Here is an 18,326-nt window from a genome sequence, read left to right as displayed (position 1 = left end):
TACCGGCCGTTTGAATCCGCGCGGGAGAGTCCCCGGCACGCTTCGCTGGGGCGCCGAAGGAGCAAGTCCCTCCCTTGAATCTCTCAGGCACCGTTACCGCGCGGGCGAGGCACATCTGAAAAGCGGGCCGCTGTGACAGCGGCCCCACCCAAGGTGCAAACCGTGATCGCCCCCCTGGCGGTCCCGGCGAACCTCTCAGGTTCCGATGACAGATGGGGAGGAACGTTCCTCGCCCCATCCCTGTTGCCCTGGGAGACGACCGACCGATGAGCAGTACCGAACTCCGACACACCGCGCTGGACGCCGTACACCGCTCGCTCGGTGCGACGATGACCGACTTCGCGGGCTGGGACATGCCCCTGCGCTACGGCTCCGAGCGCGACGAGCACGTGGCCGTGCGGACCAAGGCGGGCCTGTTCGACCTCTCCCACATGGGCGAGATCACCGTCACCGGCCCCGAGGCGGCCGACTTCCTGAACATGGCCCTGGTCGGCAACATCGCCTCCATCGGCGTCGGCCGCGCCCGCTACACGATGATCGTGCAGGCCGACGGCGGCATCCTGGACGACCTGATCGTCTACCGGCTCGCCGAGACCGAGTACATGGTCGTGGCCAACGCCTCGAACGCCCAGGTGGTCCTGGACGCCCTCGACGAGCGGTCCGGCGGCCTCGACGTCGAGGTGCGCGACGACCGGGACGCCTACGCCCTGATCGCCGTCCAGGGCCCGGCCTCCCCCGGCATCCTGAAGTCCCTCACCGACGCCGACCTCGACGGCCTGAAGTACTACGCGGGCCTGCCCGGCACCGTCGCCGGCGTCCCCGCTCTGATCGCCCGCACCGGCTACACCGGCGAGGACGGCTTCGAGCTGTTCGTGAAGCCCGAGCACGCCGTCGAGCTGTGGCAGGCGCTGACCAAGGCCGGCGAGGGCGTCGGCCTGGTGCCGTGCGGCCTGTCCTGCCGCGACACCCTGCGCCTGGAGGCGGGCATGCCGCTGTACGGGCACGAGCTGAACACCTCGCTGACCCCCTTCGACGCCGGGCTCGGCCGCGTGGTCAAGTTCGAGAAGGAGGGCGACTTCGTGGGGCGTGCCGCGCTCGTCGAGGCCGCCGCCCGCGCGGAGCAGAACCCGCCGCGCGTCCTCGTCGGCCTGGTCGCCGAGGGCCGCCGCGTCCCGCGCGCCGGGTACTCGGTCGTCGCCGGCGGCGAGGTCATCGGCGAGGTCACCTCGGGTGCCCCCTCCCCCACCCTGGGCAAGCCGATCGCCATGGCCTACGTCGACGCGGCGCACGCGGCGCCCGGCACCGAGGGCGTCGGCGTGGACATCCGCGGCACCCACGAGCCCTTCGAGGTCGTGGCGCTGCCGTTCTACAAGCGCCAGAAGTAGACAGCGAGCCCGGTCGCGCCCCCGCCCCCCGCCGGGCGGGCACGTGACCCTGCGCACATTCGCCCGCCCATCGGCGGTCACCACCGTCCCCCCGTCATCAGCACTCCCGCGCGTACAGGAGAATTCAGGCCATGAGCAACCCCCAGCAGCTGCGCTACAGCAAGGAGCACGAGTGGCTGTCGGGCGCCGACGACAACGGCGTCTCGACGGTCGGCATCACCGAGTTCGCGGCCAACGCGCTCGGCGATGTGGTCTACGCCCAGCTCCCCGAGGTCGGCTCCACCGTCGAGGCAGGCGAGACCTGCGGTGAACTGGAGTCCACCAAGTCGGTCTCCGACCTGTACTCCCCGGTCACCGGCGAGGTCACCGCGGTCAACGAGAACGTCGTCGACGACCCGTCGCTGGTGAACTCCGAGCCCTTCGAGGGCGGCTGGCTGTTCAAGGTACGCGTCACGGACGAGCCGGCCGACCTGCTCTCCGCCGACGAGTACGACGCCCACACCGCCGGCTGAGGAGTCGTAGCCGTATGACTGTCCTGAACACGCCCCTGCACGAGCTGGACCCGGAGATCGCCGCCGCGGTCGACGCCGAGCTGCTCCGCCAGCAGTCCACGCTCGAGATGATCGCGTCCGAGAACTTCGCGCCGCTCGCGGTGATGGAGGCGCAGGGCTCGGTCCTCACCAACAAGTACGCCGAGGGCTACCCGGGCCGCCGCTACTACGGCGGCTGCGAGCACGTCGACGTCGCCGAGCAGATCGCCATCGACCGGATCAAGGAGCTGTTCGGCGCCGAGTACGCCAACGTGCAGCCCCACTCCGGCGCCTCCGCCAACCAGGCGGCCCTGTTCGCGCTGGCCCAGCCCGGGGACACCATCCTCGGCCTGGACCTGGCGCACGGCGGCCACCTGACCCACGGGATGCGCCTGAACTTCTCCGGCAAGCAGTTCAACGTGGTCGCGTACCACGTGGACGAGGAGACCGGCCTGGTCGACATGGCCGAGGTCGAGCGGCTCGCCAAGGAGCACCGCCCCAAGGTGATCATCGCGGGCTGGTCGGCGTACCCGCGGCAGCTGGACTTCGCCGCCTTCCGCCGGATCGCGGACGAGGTCGAGGCGTACCTGTGGGTCGACATGGCGCACTTCGCGGGCCTGGTCGCGGCCGGTCTGCACCCGAACCCGGTCGAGTACGCGGACGTGGTCACCTCCACGACGCACAAGACCCTGGGCGGCCCGCGCGGCGGCATCATCCTCGCCAGGAAGGACTTCGCGAAGAAGCTGAACTCGTCCGTGTTCCCGGGCTTCCAGGGCGGCCCCCTGGAGCACGTGATCGCGGCGAAGGCGGTGTCCTTCAAGGTCGCGGCGTCCGAGGAGTTCAAGGAGCGCCAGCGCCGTACCGTCGAGGGTGCCCGCATCCTCGCCGAGCGCCTGACGGCCGCGGACGCCCGTGAGGCCGGGGTGAACGTGCTGTCCGGCGGTACGGACGTGCACCTGATCCTGGTCGACCTGCGCGCCTCCGAGCTGGACGGCCAGCAGGCCGAGGACCGGCTCCACGAGGTCGGCATCACGGTCAACCGCAACGCGGTCCCGAACGACCCGCGCCCCCCGATGGTCACCTCGGGCCTGCGGATCGGCACGCCCGCGCTCGCGACCCGCGGCTTCGCGGCCGAGGACTTCTCCGAGGTCGCGGACGTGATCGCCGAGGCGCTCAAGCCGTCCTACGACGCGGAGTCCCTCAAGGCCCGGGTGAAGGCCCTGGCCGACAAGCACCCGCTGTACCCGGTTCTGAGCAAGTAAGTCCCTGGTGGGGCACTCGACGGAGAGTGCCCCACCTCTGCCCCAAGGAGTGACCGTGGCCATCTCGGTCTTCGACCTGTTCTCGATCGGCATCGGCCCGTCCAGCTCCCACACGGTCGGCCCGATGCGCGCGGCGCGCATGTTCGCCCGCCGGCTGCGCAACGAGGACCTGCTGGCCTCGGTCGCGTCCCTGCGCTGCGAGCTGTACGGCTCGCTCGGCGCGACCGGACACGGCCACGGCACCCCCAAGGCGGTCCTGCTCGGCCTGGAGGGCGCCTCCCCGCGCACGGTGGACGTGGAGGGCGCCGACGAGCGGGTGGAGTCGATCAGGGAGTCGGGGCGCCTGGCGCTCCTCGGCGAGCACGAGATCGCCTTCTCCTTCGACGACGACCTCGTCCTGCACCGCCGCAAGGCCCTGCCGTACCACGCCAACGGCATGACGATATGGGCGTTCGACGCCTCGGGCGCGGAGCTGCTCAGCAAGACCTACTACTCGGTCGGCGGCGGCTTCGTCGTGGACGAGGACGCGGTCGGCGCGGACCGGATCGTGCTGGACGACACGGTCCTGAAGTACCCCTTCCGCACCGGCGACGAGCTGCTGCGCCTCACCAAGGAGACCGGACTTTCGATCTCCTCCCTGATGCTGGAGAACGAGCGGGCCTGGCGCACCGAGGAGGAGATCCGGGCGGGCCTGCTGGAGATCTGGCGGGTGATGCGGGCGTGCGTGCAGCGCGGCATGACCCGGGAGGGCATCCTGCCGGGCGGGCTCAAGGTACGCCGCCGCGCCGCCGTCTCGGCGCGCCAGCTGCGGGCCGAGGGCGAGCCGTCGGCCCGCGCGATGGAGTGGATCACGCTCTACGCGATGGCGGTGAACGAGGAGAACGCGGCCGGCGGCCGGGTGGTGACCGCCCCGACGAACGGCGCGGCCGGCATCATCCCCGCGGTGCTGCACTACTACATCAACTTCGTGCCGGGCGCGGACGAGGACGGCGTGGTCCGCTTCCTGCTGGCCGCGGGCGCGATCGGCATGCTCTTCAAGGAGAACGCCTCCATCTCCGGCGCCGAGGTCGGCTGCCAGGGCGAGGTCGGCTCCGCGTGCTCCATGGCGGCGGGCGCGCTCGCCGAGGTGCTGGGCGGCACGCCCGAACAGGTCGAGAACGCGGCCGAGATCGGCATGGAACACAACCTGGGCCTGACCTGCGACCCGGTCGGCGGCCTCGTCCAGATCCCGTGCATCGAGCGCAACGGCATGGCCGCGGTGAAGGCGGTCACGGCCGCCAAGATGGCGATGCGCGGCGACGGCTCCCACATGGTCTCCCTCGACAAGGTCATCAAGACCATGAAGGAGACCGGCGCGGACATGTCGGTGAAGTACAAGGAGACGGCGCGGGGCGGGCTCGCGGTGAACATCATCGAGTGCTGAGGCCACGACCCTCCCCCGACGAGGCCAGCCCACGCCGGATGATCCCGTAGCGGGCGACCGCGAGAACCATCTGCTGCGGGTCGGCCTCAAGACCGGTCAGACGGTTCTCGGCTAACACGAATTGTCAGGGCTGCTGGCCAACGTGTCCCCGCCGTCACATCCATCCCGTCCCCCTGGCCGGCCATGCCGGGGAGCATCACACCGGCCCCTCGCGCGTCGCAACGCGAATCAGGAGGGAGTGGCCGGAAACGGATACAGGGAACGGCGCCCGGAGATCGCGCGCGAGCCGGTGAACGCGCCCATGCGCCGTCCTCCCTCGCCGGTAGGGTTCATCGCGCCCCGGCGCGAGCGTGTGCCACCGTCGGTGGCTCTCCGGCCCCGGTCAACGCGCCGCGACCGGGGGCAAGTTTCCGGGGGGCCGTGCGGCGGGCACTAACCCTGCATGCTCCACGGCATCGACGTAAGTTCCTTCCAGTCCGCGTCATATGACACGGACGGTCTCTCCTTCGTCTTCATGAAGGCGACCGAGGGCCGTTCGTACGTCAACCCCCGCCTCGCCGCCCAGACCAAGACCGGCCGCGACGCCGGGCTGGTCGTCGGCTTCTACCACTTCCTGTGGCCGGGCAACCTCACGGCCCAGGCCGACTACTTCCTCCAGCACGCCCCGGAACGCGCCGGCGACATCCTGGCCGTCGACTGGGAGACCACGAGCGACGGCACGCACGCCGGCAACGCGGAGAAGGACATCTTCATCCGCAAGCTGAAAGAACTGCGGCCGCACAACCGGGTCGTGCTCTACACCAACCGGGACTTCTGGCTGAACATCGACCGCACCTCGTACGCGGGCGACGGTCTCTGGATCGCCGACTACGTCACCGCGGGCAAGCCCCGCATCAAGGCGAAGTGGCGCTTCCACCAGTACGCGAGCGATCCCCACGACAAGGACCTGGCCGACTTCCCGTCGGAGGCCGCGCTCAAGGAGTGGGCGGCCGGGTGACGCACGCAGGGGTGCCCGCTGCCGGAAGAAGGGGCACCCCTGACGGGCAGGTCACTTGTTCAGGTAGGTCCAGAACTCGTCGAAGGACAGGACCTGGTCGCCGTTGAGGTCGCGGGTCTTGATGATGGCTTCCGCGACCGCGTCGGTGACGTTCCAGTCGCCCCCCTGGGCCAGGGCGGACTTGAACTCGGCGGCGGTGATGAATCCGTCACCGTTCGCGTCGATCCGCTGGAACTGCTTGCGTGCTTCCTCGATGTCCGCCACCGATCCGCCCCTTTTGTTCGTGTTTCTCGTGCCATGCTGGCGTACTGACGCTGGTCAGATTAACCGTCCGCACGGGCACGGAGTGCCGCGACCACCCAGGCGAAGTCCTCGGCGTGCGGCGGCGCCGGGGTGCGGTTGACGATGGCGACCAGTTCACGGTAGCGGGCGACGCGGTCGTTGAAGCCTGCCGTCATGCGGTCGAGTACGGCGCCCATGTCGGCGTCGCCGAAGAGGTCGCGCAGGACCGTCTCCGCCTCCGGCGACCCGGGGGCGGTGCCGCGCTCGCGGGCCGGGGCCACCAGCTCCACCAGGCGCTTGGCGAACCAGAGGGAGCGGCCGCGCGCCTCCCCCGATGCCCCGTCCGCCGCGTTGAACTCCATCGCGCGGCGCATCTGCGCCCGGAAGTCCGGGTCCTGGAGCATCTCCGCCAACTCCACCCACGCGTCGACCTGTTCGGGCGTGGGGTCGTCCGCGAGGTCGACGGTGGTGGCGCGCATCCGTTCCTGGACCTCGGGGTCCACGGCGTCCAGCCCCTCAAGGGTCTCCGCCACGAACTCCGCCATGATCCGCTGCCGTTCGGCCGCCGACAGCCGTGCCAGTCTGTTCATCAGGGTCATCTCCTCCGCGGTCGAGCCGCGTCGCGCGACGGACGACAGCACCGCACGGGTCACCCGCAGCGACCTGATTTGCGCGTCCAGCGCCGCGACGTGCGTCGCCGCGACCTCCGCCACGGTCCGCTCCCCCGCCAGCACCCGCCGGACGTCGTCCAGACCGAGACCAAGCTCACGCAGGGTCCGGATCAGCTCCAGGCGGGCGACGTCCGTGGCGTCGTACAGGCGGTAGCCGCCCGCGGAGCGGGTCACCGGGGCGAGCACGCCCTCGTCGGACCAGTAGCGGATGGTGCGCACGGTCAGACCGGTGGCCCGCGCCAGCTCGCCGATGGTGAGAAGTGCGGTGCCGTCGTCGTTCATGTCTGGGAGTCTGAGCCTTCCAGTGGGTGGAGACTCAAGGAGCGGCGCCTTGGAGACCTTGCGGGACATTCTCGACGGTGCGGCCCGGGGCGTGTTCCCGGCGGCGGACGGCAGTACGACGGTCGTACCGCAGCCCTCGCCGCGGGACGCGGGCGTACTGGCGTTCACCGCGCACTCCGTCGTCGTCACGGACGAGGACCCCGCGTGGGTGTACGAGGCGCTGCGCGGCCCGGACTGCGATCCGCTGGCGGCCGCCCTGCACCCGCGCTTCCTGGCCGCGCTGCTGGAGCGCACCGGCCGGCGCTCGGAGACGGTGGACGCGCTGCTGGTGGGCGCCCCGCTCCCCGGTGGGCCGCCGCCCGCGCTGACGGAGATCCGGGACGCCGGCCATCCGCGGATCCGGTACGCCCTCGGCCGCCGGGACGACGTACGCGCGTGGCGGACGGAGGGCGGGGTGCTGGTCATGGGGCGCGGGATGGCCGGGCGGCTGGAGGTGTCGGTGGAGGTGGACGAGGGGGCCCGGGAGAAGGGCCTCGGTCGGCTGCTGGCGGGCGCGGCCCGGAGACTGGCCGACGAGCCGCTGTGGGCGCAGGTGGCACCGGGGAACGCCCGGAGTCTGCGGGCGTTCCAGGCAGCCGGTTTCCGTGCCGTCGGCGCGGAGCTGCTGCTTCGGCCCGCCGCCTCGGCCGCGGACTCGCCCCCGGGCCCGGCCTCAGCGGAAGACGCCGGTGTGCCCCAGTGAGTAGCGGCCCGGCTGGGGGTAGACGGCGAGGCCGTGCGGGCCGCTGCCGACCGGGATGCGGGCCAGTTCCTTGCCGGTGCGGGTGTCGATGGCGTACACCTCGGCGTCGTAGCGGCCGGACAGCCACAGGACCTTGCCGTCGGCGGAGACGCCGCCCATGTCGGGGCTGCCGCCGCCGGGCAGCTCCCACTTCTTGGTGAGCTTGTTCCGGGCGAAGTCGAAGACGGAGATGGTGCCCTCGCCCCGGTTGGAGATGTACATCTCCCGGGAGTCGCGGCTGACGTAGAGACCGTGCGCGCCCTTGCCGGTGTAGAGGAGCGTCGGCATGGTGAACCTGTCGCCGTCCAGGATCCACACCCCGTTGGCCATCATGTCGGCGATGTAGAACCGCTTGCCGTCCGGGGAGACCTTGACGTCCTGCGGCATGGAGCCGTGCACGGGCAGTTTCTCCTGCCCGACCACCCGCATCCTCGCCGTGTCGACCTTGAGGATCTCGCCGCTGAACTCGCAGGAGACGATGAAGTAGCGGCCGTCGCGGGAGAAGTCGGCGTGGTTGACGCCGTAGCAGCTGACCGGTAGCGCCTTGACCGTCTTCATGGTGTGCGCGTCGCGGAACACCAGCTGGCGGTCCATGGAGGCCATGACGACCGCGTACTTGCCGTCGGGCGTGAAGTACAGGTTGTACGGGTCGTGCACGTCGACCGGCTTGCCCGCCTTCCCGGTGCGCGGGTCGAGCGGGGTCAGGCTGTTGCCGAGGTCGTTGTTGACCCACAGGGTCTTCAGGTCCCAGGAGGGCACGACGTGCTGGGGCTGGCGGCCCACCGGGATGGTCTCGATGACCTTGTAGGTGCTGGGGTCGATCACGGTGACGGTGTCGGAGTTGGTGTTGGGCACGTACACCCGGGAGGGGAAGTCCCTGACCACCGGCGAGAACCGGCCCGGACGGTCCGCCGAGTAGATGTCCGCCGGGTCCTCGACCGGGGGCATGCCGGGCAGGACGTCCACCCGCGCCTCGTTCACCTGCGGCTGGACCGGCGGTTTGCTGCCGAGGGCCTCGTTCTCGCGGTGCTCGGCCCGGCCGCTGCACGCGGACACCAGGGCGAGCGCGGTGAGGGCGGCACCGGCGGCCAGCCGGCGGGCGGCTTTCGTGGTTCGCATCAGCTCAGCAGCTCCGTGGTGGTGACGGCGCGCAGTTCGCGGCGGTCGAGTTCCTCAAGGACGTCAGGGAGGGCGGCGACCGTGTCCTCGTACCCGAAATGCAAACTCACCACCGAGCCCCCGCGCACCTCCGAGAGGACCTTGCGGGTGACGGCGGCGGCGCCGGGGCGGGTGTAGTCGAGCGAGTCGACGTCGTACGACAGCACGTGCGGGTAGCCGGCCCCGCGGGCCAGGCGGGCGACGAGTGCGGAGGCGGTGGGCGCGCGGGAGGGACGGAACCAGGTGCCGATGGAGCCGGTGAGCCGGCTGAGCCGGTCGGCGCAGTCGGTGATCTCCTTGCGGGCGTCGGCCTCGGCGAGGTCGTTGACGGAGATGTGCCGCTGGGTGTGGTTGCCGAGGTCGTGGCCGCCGTCGAGGATGCGGCGGGCCATTCCGGGATGCTCGTCCAGCCAGGTGCCGACGGCGAGCACGGTGAGGCGGGCGCCGTGCTGTTCCGCGGTGGTGAGCAGGGCCTGCGCGAGATCCGGGTCGCCCTGGCCGTGGAAGGTGAGGGCGACCCGGGGGCGGGTGCGCGGGCCGTGGGTGATCTGGGCGGGCTGTCCGGGGTAGGCGCGGGGGGCCGGGGCGGGGGATGCCTTCACGGGGGCGGACGGGGCCGGTGGGGTGGCGAGGGGGGATGCGGTGGCGGTGGTCGGGGCGGTCGAGCCCGTACCGCACCCGGCGGCGAGCGCGCCGCCCGCGACGAGCCCGGCACCCGCGCGCAGCGCGTCGCGACGGTTGGTGGTGGTCACCCACGCCATTCAAAGGGCGAAAGGTAAGAAAAGGGCGGATTACCCGAAGAGTGGGCATCTTGCGTCGCGCCCCGCCCTACCGCTCGTTCACCCGCATCTCGAACCACGTCGTCTTGCCGCGCGGCAGCAGGTCCACGCCCCAGCGGTCGGAGAGCTTGTCGATCAGGAACAGCCCGCGGCCGCTGACGTCCAGTTCCTGAACCGGCATCAGGCACGGCAGCCCCCGCGAGGGGTCGCGGACCTCGACGCGCATCCAGCCGGGGCGGCAGCGCATGCGCAGGCCGAAGACGCGGGCGCCGGTGTGCCGTACGGCGTTGCCGACCAGTTCGGACACGAGCAGGACCGTATCCTCGGCCAGCTTGGGGGTGAGCCGCCAGGTGCGCAGGACCACGACCTGGGCGAGGCGGCGGGCGGTGGCGGCGGATTCCGGGCGGGACGGCAGCTGCACCTCCCGCTCCGCTGGATCGCCGAACAGTTCCAGCGCCTTGAGCGCCCGCTCGTCCTCGACCGTGGGCGACCAGCGTGCCGCGGACGCGCGGCTGTGTCCCCGCGGCTGCTCGATGCCCTCCAGCCCCGCCATGCCCCCATGATGGCCGTCCTGAGCCGCGTTGGGGGCCGTTCCAGAGGAATACGCCCCCCGCACGCCCCTGTTCCACGCCGACCTGTTGGCATATGCCGATGGCATGTCACTGGCCGGTAAGGCCCTGCTGACCTGCGAGGACGACTCACTTTCGGGCAATCGCGGGGCTCCCTCGACCGGACAGACTTAAGGGTGCCTCAAGGCTCCCATAATCCGCCCCAACGAGGGACCCGGACGCGACGGTACGTCAATTACCGGTGTACGCAAGGGAGTTCATTCCCAGGAACAACCCCCTTGCGTCCTCCCGTGCCTGGATTAAAGGAACTTGGCCTTGCCCGGTCCTTCCTCGACGAAGCTGCGCATGCCGCGCTCACGGTCCTCGGTGGCGAACAGGCCCGCGAACCAGTTCCGTTCGACCGCGAGACCGGTGTCGATGTCGGTCTCCAGACCGGTGTCGACGGCCTCCTTCGCGGCGCGCAGCGCGATGGCCGGGCCCTGCGCGAGCCTGGCGGCCCAGGCGTGCGCCTGCTCGTAGACCTCGGCGGCCGGGACGACCCGGTCCACCAGGCCGATGGCGAGGGCCTCGTCCGCCTTGACCATGCGGCCGGTGAAGATGAGGTCCTTGGCCTTGGAGGGGCCGACCAGGCGGGGCAGGCGCTGGGTGCCGCCGGCGCCCGGGATCAGGCCGAGCAGGATCTCGGGCTGGCCGAGCTTGGCGTTGTCGGCGGCGATGCGGTAGTCGGCGCACAGGGCGAGTTCGCAGCCGCCGCCGAGGGCGTAGCCGGTGACGGCGGCGACGACGGGCTTGGGGATGCGGGCCACGGCGGTGAACGCGTCCTGGAGGCCGCGGGAGCGCAGGACCATCGCGGTGTGGTCCATGTTCTGCATCTCCTTGATGTCCGCGCCCGCCGCGAACACCCGCTCCCCGCCATAGATCACCACGGCGCGCACGTCGTCGCGGCGCGTGGCCTCCTCGGCGAGTTCCCTCAGCCGGTCCTGGGTGGCGACGTCCAGCGCGTTCATCGGGGGGCGGTCGAGACGCAGCGTGCCGACGCCTTCGGCGACATCAAGAGTGACGGTCATGCGGTTCAGGTTAACGGCGACTAACGGCGGCGGGCCCGGTGCCGTAGGTCACAGCACCGGGCCCGCGCACCGCGCGAAGCCTGCCTCAGGCCCCGGAGGGCTTGCCTCTCCGGGGCCGCGCAGGGCGTGCCTCAGGCCCCGAAGGGTTTACTTCTTCCAGTCCGCCCACGACATGTTCCACCCGTTGAACCCGTTCGCCGGGTCCACGGTCTTCTCGTGGGAGTGCTTGACGACCACCACGTCGCCGAGGATCGAGTGGTCGAAGAACCACGCGGCCGGCGTCGAGGAGTCGTAGCCGCCCTTCACGTCGCGCAGTCCGATGCAGCCGTGGCTGGCGTTGTAGTTGCCGAAGGCGCCGCCGCCCCAGTAGTTGCCGTGGGCGAAGGTGCCGGAGGTGGTCAGGCGCATGGCGTGCGGGACGTCCTTGATGTCGTACTCGCCGCCGTAGCCGACCGTCTCGCCGTTCATCCGGGTCACGGACAGCTTCTCGCTGATGACCATCTGGCCGTTCCACGTGTCGTAGCCGGGCTTGCCGGTGGTGACCGGGAGGTTCTTGATGACCTTGCCGTCGCGGGTGACCTGCATGGTGTGCTTGCTCGCGTCCACCACGGAGACCTGGCTGCGGCCGATGGTGAACGACACCGTCTTGTGCTGCTTGCCGTAGACGCCGTCGCGGCCCTCGACGCCGTCGAGGTCGAGGTCCACGGTGACCTTGGTACCGGACTTCCAGTAGTGCTCGGGGCGGAAGTCGAGGCGGTCGTTGCCGAACCAGTGGCCCTCGACGTCGACCGGCGGATCCGTCTTGATCCTGATGGACTTCTCGATGGCGTCGGGATGGGTGATGCCCCGGCTGAAGTTGACGGAGAACGGCATGCCGACGCCGACGGTGGAGCCGTCCTCGGGGGTGAAGTACCCGAGGAAGGTGCTCTTCGGGGTGAGGGTGGTGAAGCGGGAGTCCTTGGTGGTCTCGCGGCCGTCGGTGTCCTTGGCGACCGCGTGCACCGTGTACGTGGTGCCGGAGGCGAGGTGCGCGGACGGCTTCCAGGAGGAGCCGTCGCCGCTGATGCTGCCGTCGACCTTCGCGCCCTTGCCGTCCTTGACGGTGACCTCGGTCAACCTGCCCCGGGCCGCGCTGACTCTGAGGGCGCCGTCGGTGTCGACGCCCGTGGCACCGGACTGGGGCGCGATGCTGACGGCCGCGGTGGACGGGCGGCCCTGCTGGGTCGCGGCGCCCTTGCCGTCGTCGCCCTTGCCACCGCCACCGCCACCGCCGCACGCCGCGAGCGACAGCACCAGGGAGCCGGCTATGAGCCCCCCTGCCGCGCGCCGCCGCCGCCTCGCCACCGACGCCCCCGATATCGGCCGCACGTTCAAGTTGTTCTCCCCTCGCCGGGCCTGCTCGGCCCGCTCCCCACCACATCGGTGCGCGCATATTAACTGCCCGGTTTTGAGCGGGGTGTCAGGCGAATGTCACTGTTCCGTCGCAACTTCCGCCTGTCACCCGCACCGTTCCCCCGCGCGCGCCGCCTTGTGGCCGTCCCCGTGGTCATCTCACCGCGGAACCCGCCTTCCACGCCTGCCAGGACAGGTTCCACCCGCCGTAGCCGTTGCCCGGGTCGACGGTCTTGTCCTGGCTGTTGACGATCTCCACGACGTCACCGACCAGACTGCGGTCGAAGAACCACCCCGCGGGGGTGTCCGAGCTGCCGCCCTGGACGTCCCTGAGGCCCACACACCCGTGGCTGACGTTGGCCACGCCGGGAGCGGTCGGGTCCCAGTAGTTGCCGTGCAGGAAGGTGCCGGAGTCGGTGAGCCGCATGGCGTGCGGGACGTCGGGGATGTCGTACTCGCCGCCGAAGCCGACCGTCTGACCGTTCATCCGGGTCTCCTCCAGCATCTCCATCACCACCATCTTGCCGTTGTAGGTGGGGTTCTCGGGGGCGCCCGCGGTGATCGGGACGGTGGCGAGCAGCCGCCCGTCGCGCCGCACCTCCATGGTGTGCGCCGCCACGTCGACCAGGGAGGTCTGGCTGCGCCCGATGGTGAAGGAGAAGCTCTTGTCCTGGAGCCCGTAGACGCCCTTGGCGGCCTCGACGTCGCGCAGCCCGAGGTCGACGGTGACCTTGGTGCCGGGCTTCCAGTATTTCTCCGGGCGGAAGTCCAGCCGGTTCTTGCCGAACCAGTGGGGGCGGATCTCCACGGCGGGCCGCGCCCTGACGCGCACGGCCCGTTCGACGGCGGCCTTGTTCACGATGTCCGTGCTGAAGGCCAGGGAGACGATCTCCCCGGTGCCGACGACCGCGCGGTTCTCGGGGGTGGCGTAGGCGATGAACCGTTTGTCGGGGACGCGGGTGGTGAAGGTGGCGTGCCGGGCCGAGCGCCGGCCCCGCGAGTCCAGCGCCACCGCGTCCACGGTGTATCTGGCGGCGAGCGCCAGTCTGTCGTCGTCCGGCCGCCAGGTCAGCCCGTCCGCGCTGAGGTGCCCGGGGACCGGGGTGGCCCGCGCGTCCTGCTCCTTGACGACCTTCACCTTCTCCAGGCGGCCGTCGGGCACCCGCACCCGCAGCCGCTGGGTCTGCCGGACGGCCGTGCTGCCGTCGTCGGGGGCGACGCGGATCGCGTCGCGAGGGGCCGGTGTCCCGCCGGGTCTGCCGCCCAGGCCCAGCGGGCCCGAGCCGCCCGCGGTGCATCCGGCCAGCAGTCCGGCCCATGTCAGTACGGCGGCCAGTGCGGCCCCCGCGCGCCGTGCGCGTCGTTGTACGTGCCTCACGCGGTACCCAACGACCGGGCACGCTCCGGGGAAACGTGAGTGCGAGCCATGCGGTGGGCAGAACTGTGGGAAGGACGACACGTCGGGGAGCCGACCGCCGCGCCCGCACCGGAGCCGAGGGGCGCGGCCGCACCGGGTGGCCGGACCTGCCGGCGGCCCGGTACGGCGGGCCGCGCCGGGTCCGTCCGGGTGCCTCAGGGCATGCCCGGCGGCCCGGCTCGGCGGGCTGCGCCGCTCCCGGCCGAGGCACGGGAAGAGGGGCCGACAGGTGACGAGCGCAGCCGAGCAGCGGGCACCGGCCGGACAGCGGGCCGCGGTGCCCCCGACGAACGGCGCCCGACGCGCCCCGGTACCCGTCCCGGCCGCGTGGCCGGGGGCCCCGACGCCGCTGGGGGCCCGCTTCCGGGTCGGTCCCGACGGGGTGGCGGGCACCAACTTCGCGCTGTGGGCGGCCGGGGCGGAGGCGGTCCGGGTCTGCCTCTTCGACGCGGACGGCGGGGAGACACGGGTCCCGCTGACCGAGCTGACGCACGAGATCTGGCACGGCTTCGTGCCGGGCGTCCTGCCCGGCCAGCGGTACGGCTACCGGGTGGACGGGCGCTGGGACCCGTGGACCGGCGCCCGCTGGAACCCGGCGAAGCTGCTCCTCGACCCGTACGCGCGCGCCGTGGACGGCGAGTTCACCCTGCCGGCCGAGGTGTACGGCCATGTGCGCGACTGGCCGGAGCAGCACGTCGCCGACACGGTGCGCGACGAGCGGGACTCGGCGCCGTACGTCCCGAAGGGTGTCGTCGTCCACGATGACGACGACTGGTCCGACGACCGCCGCCCCAAGACGCCCTGGGCGGACTCGGTCATCTACGAGCTGCACGTGCGCGGTTTCACCAAGCTGCACCCCGCGATACCCGGGCCGCTGCGCGGGACGTACGCCGGTCTCGCCCACCCGGCCGCCGTCGACCACCTGGTGAGTCTGGGCGTGACGGCCGTGGAGCTGCTGCCCGTCCACCAGTTCGCCCACGAGGACCATCTGCTGCGCCGGGGGCTGCGCAACCACTGGGGCTACAACTCCATCGGCTACTTCGCCCCGCACGCCGCCTATGCCGCCTCCGGTACGGCGGGACAGCAGGTCGGCGAGTTCAAGCGGATGGTGCGCGCGCTGCACGCCGCCGGCATCGAGGTGATCCTCGACGTGGTCTACAACCACACGGCGGAGGCGGGTGAACTGGGGCCGACCCTTTCCCTCAAGGGCATCGACAACCGCGCCTACTACCGGCTCCAGGACGACGCCCGCCGCTACGCCGACTACACCGGCTGCGGCAACACCCTGCACGTGGTCCGGCCCCAGGTGCTGCGGCTGATCACCGACTCGCTGCGCTACTGGGTGACCGAGATGGGCGTGGACGGCTTCCGCTTCGACCTGGCGGCGGCACTCGCCCGCTCGATGCACGACGTGGACATGCTGTCCCCGTTCCTCGCGGTGATCGCCCAGGACCCGGTGCTGCGCCGGGTCAAACTCATCGCCGAGCCCTGGGACATCGGCTCCGGCGGCTACCAGGTGGGCGCCTTCCCGCCGTTGTGGGCGGAGTGGAACGACCGCTACCGCGACGCCGTCCGGGACTTCTGGCGCCACGCGCTGCCCGATGTGCGCGAGATGGGCTACCGGCTGTCCGGCTCCAGCGACCTGTACGCCTGGGGCGGCCGGCGCCCGTACGCCTCGGTCAACTTCGTCACCGCGCACGACGGTTTCACGCTGCGCGACCTGGTGTCGTACGAGCGCAAGCACAACGAGGCGAACGGTGAGGACAACCGGGACGGCGCCGACGACAACCGGTCCTGGAACTGCGGCGCGGAGGGCGAGACGGCGGACGAGGGCGTCCGGGCGCTGCGCCGCCGCCAGTTGCGCAATCTGCTCACCACGCTGCTGCTGTCCACGGGCGTGCCCATGCTGGTGGCCGGCGACGAGTTCGGGCGCACCCAGGGCGGCAACAACAACGCGTACTGCCAGGACAACGAGATCGGCTGGCTGGACTGGTCGCTGCTCGAAGAGCCGGGCTGGCGGGCGCTGTTCGAACTGACCTCGCGGCTGATCGCGCTGCGCCACCGCCATCCCGTGCTGCGTCGGCGCGCCTTCTTCTCCGGCCGGGCGCAGACCGCGGACGGGCTGCGGGACCTCGCGTGGTTCACGGCGCGGGGCGCGGAGATGACCGAGGGCGACTGGTACGCCCCCGCGGCCACCCTCGGCATGTTCCTCTCCGGGCGGGACATCCCGGGCCGCGACGAGCGGGGCGCGCGGGTGGTGGACGACAGCTTCCTCGCCCTGCTGCACGCGGGCGGGTCCCCGACCGCCTTCGTGCTGCCGGGTCCGCCGTGGGCCGAGCGGTACGAGGTGGTGGTGGACACCTCCCGCGAGGACCAGTCGGCGGCGCCGGGCACGGTGCGTCCGGCGGGCACGGAACTCGTGGTGCCGGGGCGGGCGGTGCTGCTGCTGCGGGTCGTCTGAACCCGCGCGCCACGCGTGACGCGGATCACGCCCGCGGGGTGCAGCGCGCGAGGGGGTCCAGGGACTCTCTCCCTCCGGAGAACGCCGACGCGAAGCGGGGACCGTACGAATGGAGCAGGCGCATGTCGTGCCGGAACTTTGCCGCGACGCCATGCGACAAGATCTCCGCGGTTGCACTCCACCAGTCCCCGCAAGACGCCGAAACGGGCTGCAAAAGCAGCCCCGCCTCCCTCGAGGCAGGTGCAAGGTTTCCCAACCGGAGCCCCAAATCAAGTAAGCGACAACCCCAGCAGTCGAGCTGGTTCACCGTCAAGGCCCCGCGGCCGACACTTCGTGCGCATGCGCCTCCACAGCTGAAATCAGCCATTCACCGCAAGGTTTGAGTTCCGTCACGCCGAGCATGCACGACGGCCTGACGCGGCGTCAAAAGATCAGTAGTGTATGTTCTCGATATCGGGCAGCACATGCGACGATGCGAAGGTCCGCGATTGAGAGTGCGGCCGAGGTTTTCGGCATACCGAATCGCCGGACAGGCGGGCCAAGGATGACCCTTAGGCGGCTCAGCCATATGCCCCGGTCGCGAATGCACTCATCGATAGTTCCTGGAGGGTTTAAATATGAACAAGTTTGCGCGCACGGCGACCGTGGCGGGCGCCATATCGGCCGCAGTAATGACGGTCGTCGGGCTGGCGCCGACGGCATCGGCGGCGGGCGGTCATAGCCTGAAAAGCGGTTACGGCTATTGCCTGGGAAGCCTTACCGGCGCTGACCGCACAGTTGGGTACATGTGGTCTTGCAATGGCAACCGTGATCAAATCTGGAGCTTCAACTACATCGGCAAGGATGCCCGCGGGAGCTTCTACCAGATAATCAACCGCAACGGCCAGTGCCTGGGCGTCTATGGCGGCTCGAAGTCACGGGGTGCAGACATCTCGGTGTGGGATTGCAATGGAAATCCCGACCAGAAGTGGTACTGGAAGTCGGGTAACGGAGCCGAGATTATCAACCGGAATTCAAAAATGTGCCTTGCCGGGTACGGAAGCTTCGGCAAGGGGTCGACCGCAATCCAGTGGAGCTGCAACGGCAATAAAGATCAGAAATGGTCGTGGGTATAGCAGACAACGGTCGTCGAGTCGCTGCGATAAATACTGGTGACCGCTGCTGCCAGCACGGGAAGTAACCGAGCGCATGATGGTCAGGCTGGATACACGCAACTGCTGGACGTTCGGCGAGTCGAGTCCGGAGTGCGGCAGTGAATCGAGTGCACGCACCCCGATCACTCGCCTCCGGCTCCTACGCGGGCTACGCCCTCTTCGAGTTGGGCGTGCCGTGACCGGGCCCCCGCCACAGCACCTCGCCGTCGGCGATCCGGTCCGTGGCCCGCAGGCCGAGCGCCCTCGCGATGGCCATGGACGCCTCGTGTCCGGGGTGGATGTGCGCGGTGAACCGGTCCACCCCGTGGTCGCGCAGCCAGTCGGCCATGGCGAGCGCGCCCTCGCGTCCGTAGCCCTCGCCCTGGTGCTCGACGCCGATCACCCAGGCGAGCGCGGCCTCGGTCACGCCCGGTTCGTCGTCCGCGTCCGGGTGGGAGAGGGTGGCCTGGACGGTGCCGACGAGCCGTCCGTCCGTCAGCCGCCGCAGCATCCAGTTCAGCCAGCCCTGCCGGCCGTCCGGGGAGTGCCCGGCCGACTGGCGCCGGTACCGGGCCTCGAGTTCCTCCGGGGTGGCGGGCGCGCCGCCGGTCCACGTGTGCAGTCGTACGTCGTCGAACAGGCGGACCGCCTCCGCCGCGTGCGCGACCCGCAGGGGTTCGAGGCGAAGGCGCGAGGTGCCGGTGGGGGCGGCGGCCGGCCAGGTCACGGTGGGTCCC

Annotated in this window: 17 protein-coding genes and 2 riboswitches; of the genes, 8 read left to right on the top strand and 9 right to left on the bottom strand. The window is 70.9% G+C overall.

Annotated features, from left to right (window positions below; all coding sequences use genetic code 11):
- Positions 1–11: 11 nt before the first annotated feature.
- A riboswitch (glycine riboswitch) is annotated at positions 12–109 on the top strand.
- Positions 110–222: riboswitch (glycine riboswitch) on the top strand.
- Positions 223–266: 44 nt separating this feature from the next.
- From gcvT to QSK45_RS23455, 5 genes are all read left to right on the top strand, one after another.
- The gene (gene gcvT / locus QSK45_RS23475; RefSeq protein ID WP_285559998.1) at positions 267–1,385 is read left to right on the top strand and encodes a glycine cleavage system aminomethyltransferase GcvT; all 1,119 of its coding nucleotides are present in this window, start codon (positions 267–269) and stop codon (positions 1,383–1,385) included.
- Positions 1,386–1,516: 131 nt separating this feature from the next.
- Positions 1,517–1,897 carry a glycine cleavage system protein GcvH gene (gene gcvH, locus QSK45_RS23470; RefSeq protein WP_285559996.1) on the top strand — a complete coding sequence of 127 codons (381 nt, stop codon included), beginning with the start codon at positions 1,517–1,519 and terminating at the stop codon, positions 1,895–1,897.
- A 14-nt stretch (positions 1,898–1,911) separates the two neighbouring features.
- On the top strand, positions 1,912–3,177 hold the full coding sequence (glyA, locus tag QSK45_RS23465) for a serine hydroxymethyltransferase (RefSeq protein WP_285559995.1): 1,266 nt from the start codon (positions 1,912–1,914) through the stop codon (positions 3,175–3,177).
- Positions 3,178–3,232: 55 nt separating this feature from the next.
- A complete protein-coding gene (locus QSK45_RS23460; protein WP_285559994.1) occupies positions 3,233–4,600 on the top strand; it encodes an L-serine ammonia-lyase in 1,368 nt (455 codons plus the stop codon).
- A 442-nt stretch (positions 4,601–5,042) separates the two neighbouring features.
- Positions 5,043–5,597, top strand: coding sequence for a glycoside hydrolase family 25 protein (locus tag QSK45_RS23455; RefSeq protein ID WP_285559992.1), 555 nt, complete (start codon positions 5,043–5,045; stop codon positions 5,595–5,597).
- Positions 5,598–5,648: 51 nt separating this feature from the next.
- Here QSK45_RS23455 and QSK45_RS23450 read toward each other — a convergent pair whose 3' ends face one another.
- Both QSK45_RS23450 and QSK45_RS23445 read right to left on the bottom strand, forming a co-directional pair.
- A complete protein-coding gene (locus QSK45_RS23450) occupies positions 5,649–5,861 on the bottom strand; it encodes an EF-hand domain-containing protein (RefSeq protein ID WP_285559990.1) in 213 nt (70 codons plus the stop codon).
- Between the two features lie 59 nt (positions 5,862–5,920).
- A complete protein-coding gene (locus QSK45_RS23445) occupies positions 5,921–6,832 on the bottom strand; it encodes a MerR family transcriptional regulator (protein WP_285559988.1) in 912 nt (303 codons plus the stop codon).
- Between the two features lie 49 nt (positions 6,833–6,881).
- Between QSK45_RS23445 and QSK45_RS23440 the strand changes: the two genes are divergently transcribed.
- Positions 6,882–7,574 carry a GNAT family N-acetyltransferase gene (locus QSK45_RS23440; RefSeq protein WP_285559986.1) on the top strand — a complete coding sequence of 231 codons (693 nt, stop codon included), beginning with the start codon at positions 6,882–6,884 and terminating at the stop codon, positions 7,572–7,574.
- Here the strand turns inward: QSK45_RS23440 and QSK45_RS23435 are convergent.
- From QSK45_RS23435 to QSK45_RS23410, 6 genes are all read right to left on the bottom strand, one after another.
- Positions 7,545–8,732, bottom strand: coding sequence for a YncE family protein (locus QSK45_RS23435; RefSeq protein ID WP_285559984.1), 1,188 nt, complete (start codon positions 8,730–8,732; stop codon positions 7,545–7,547). The genes QSK45_RS23440 and QSK45_RS23435 overlap by 30 nt on opposite strands.
- Positions 8,732–9,532, bottom strand: a complete 801-nt coding sequence (locus QSK45_RS23430) for a polysaccharide deacetylase family protein (RefSeq protein WP_285559983.1) — start codon at positions 9,530–9,532, stop codon at positions 8,732–8,734. Before QSK45_RS23430 ends, QSK45_RS23435 begins: the two co-directional genes overlap by 1 nt.
- Positions 9,533–9,599: 67 nt before the next feature.
- Positions 9,600–10,103: an ATP-binding protein gene (locus tag QSK45_RS23425; protein ID WP_285559981.1), complete on the bottom strand. Its 504-nt coding sequence runs from the start codon at positions 10,101–10,103 to the stop codon at positions 9,600–9,602.
- A gap of 315 nt (positions 10,104–10,418) precedes the next feature.
- Entirely contained in the window at positions 10,419–11,186 is a 768-nt protein-coding gene (locus QSK45_RS23420) for an enoyl-CoA hydratase/isomerase family protein (protein WP_285559980.1), read from the bottom strand.
- A 147-nt stretch (positions 11,187–11,333) separates the two neighbouring features.
- Positions 11,334–12,560, bottom strand: coding sequence for a L,D-transpeptidase (locus QSK45_RS23415; protein ID WP_285559979.1), 1,227 nt, complete (start codon positions 12,558–12,560; stop codon positions 11,334–11,336).
- A 172-nt stretch (positions 12,561–12,732) separates the two neighbouring features.
- Positions 12,733–13,956 (bottom strand): L,D-transpeptidase, encoded by a 1,224-nt coding sequence (locus QSK45_RS23410; protein ID WP_285559977.1) that lies wholly within the window; start codon positions 13,954–13,956, stop codon positions 12,733–12,735.
- 268 nt (positions 13,957–14,224) lie between these two features.
- On the opposite strand from QSK45_RS23410, the gene glgX reads away from it, so the two are divergent.
- Together glgX and QSK45_RS23400 are read left to right on the top strand one after the other, a co-directional pair.
- Positions 14,225–16,456, top strand: coding sequence for a glycogen debranching protein GlgX (gene glgX / locus QSK45_RS23405; protein WP_285559975.1), 2,232 nt, complete (start codon positions 14,225–14,227; stop codon positions 16,454–16,456).
- A gap of 617 nt (positions 16,457–17,073) precedes the next feature.
- Entirely contained in the window at positions 17,074–17,571 is a 498-nt protein-coding gene (locus QSK45_RS23400) for an RICIN domain-containing protein (protein ID WP_285559973.1), read from the top strand.
- A gap of 187 nt (positions 17,572–17,758) precedes the next feature.
- Here the strand turns inward: QSK45_RS23400 and QSK45_RS23395 are convergent, their stop codons facing one another.
- A complete protein-coding gene (locus QSK45_RS23395; RefSeq protein ID WP_285559971.1) occupies positions 17,759–18,316 on the bottom strand; it encodes a GNAT family N-acetyltransferase in 558 nt (185 codons plus the stop codon).
- Positions 18,317–18,326: the final 10 nt, after the last annotated feature.

It is taken from the genome of Streptomyces hygroscopicus subsp. hygroscopicus, assembly GCF_030269125.1.
GTDB classification, from domain to species: domain Bacteria; phylum Actinomycetota; class Actinomycetes; order Streptomycetales; family Streptomycetaceae; genus Streptomyces; species Streptomyces hygroscopicus_C.
This window is presented reverse-complemented; position numbering and strand designations above follow the sequence as displayed.

What these genes read in the sequence shown, in the direction of transcription:
- QSK45_RS23435 (WP_285559984.1), bottom strand. Translation starts at nt 8,732, where the DNA reads ATGCGAACCACGAAAGCCGCCCGCCGGCTGGCCGCCGGTGCCGCCCTC.
- QSK45_RS23420 (WP_285559980.1), bottom strand. Translation starts at nt 11,186, where the DNA reads ATGACCGTCACTCTTGATGTCGCCGAAGGCGTCGGCACGCTGCGTCTC.
- gcvH (WP_285559996.1), top strand. Translation starts at nt 1,517, where the DNA reads ATGAGCAACCCCCAGCAGCTGCGCTACAGCAAGGAGCACGAGTGGCTG.
- QSK45_RS23455 (WP_285559992.1), top strand. Translation starts at nt 5,043, where the DNA reads ATGCTCCACGGCATCGACGTAAGTTCCTTCCAGTCCGCGTCATATGAC.
- QSK45_RS23430 (WP_285559983.1), bottom strand. Translation starts at nt 9,532, where the DNA reads ATGGCGTGGGTGACCACCACCAACCGTCGCGACGCGCTGCGCGCGGGT.
- QSK45_RS23445 (WP_285559988.1), bottom strand. Translation starts at nt 6,832, where the DNA reads ATGAACGACGACGGCACCGCACTTCTCACCATCGGCGAGCTGGCGCGG.
- glyA (WP_285559995.1), top strand. Translation starts at nt 1,912, where the DNA reads ATGACTGTCCTGAACACGCCCCTGCACGAGCTGGACCCGGAGATCGCC.
- QSK45_RS23400 (WP_285559973.1), top strand. Translation starts at nt 17,074, where the DNA reads ATGAACAAGTTTGCGCGCACGGCGACCGTGGCGGGCGCCATATCGGCC.
- gcvT (WP_285559998.1), top strand. Translation starts at nt 267, where the DNA reads ATGAGCAGTACCGAACTCCGACACACCGCGCTGGACGCCGTACACCGC.
- QSK45_RS23425 (WP_285559981.1), bottom strand. Translation starts at nt 10,103, where the DNA reads ATGGCGGGGCTGGAGGGCATCGAGCAGCCGCGGGGACACAGCCGCGCG.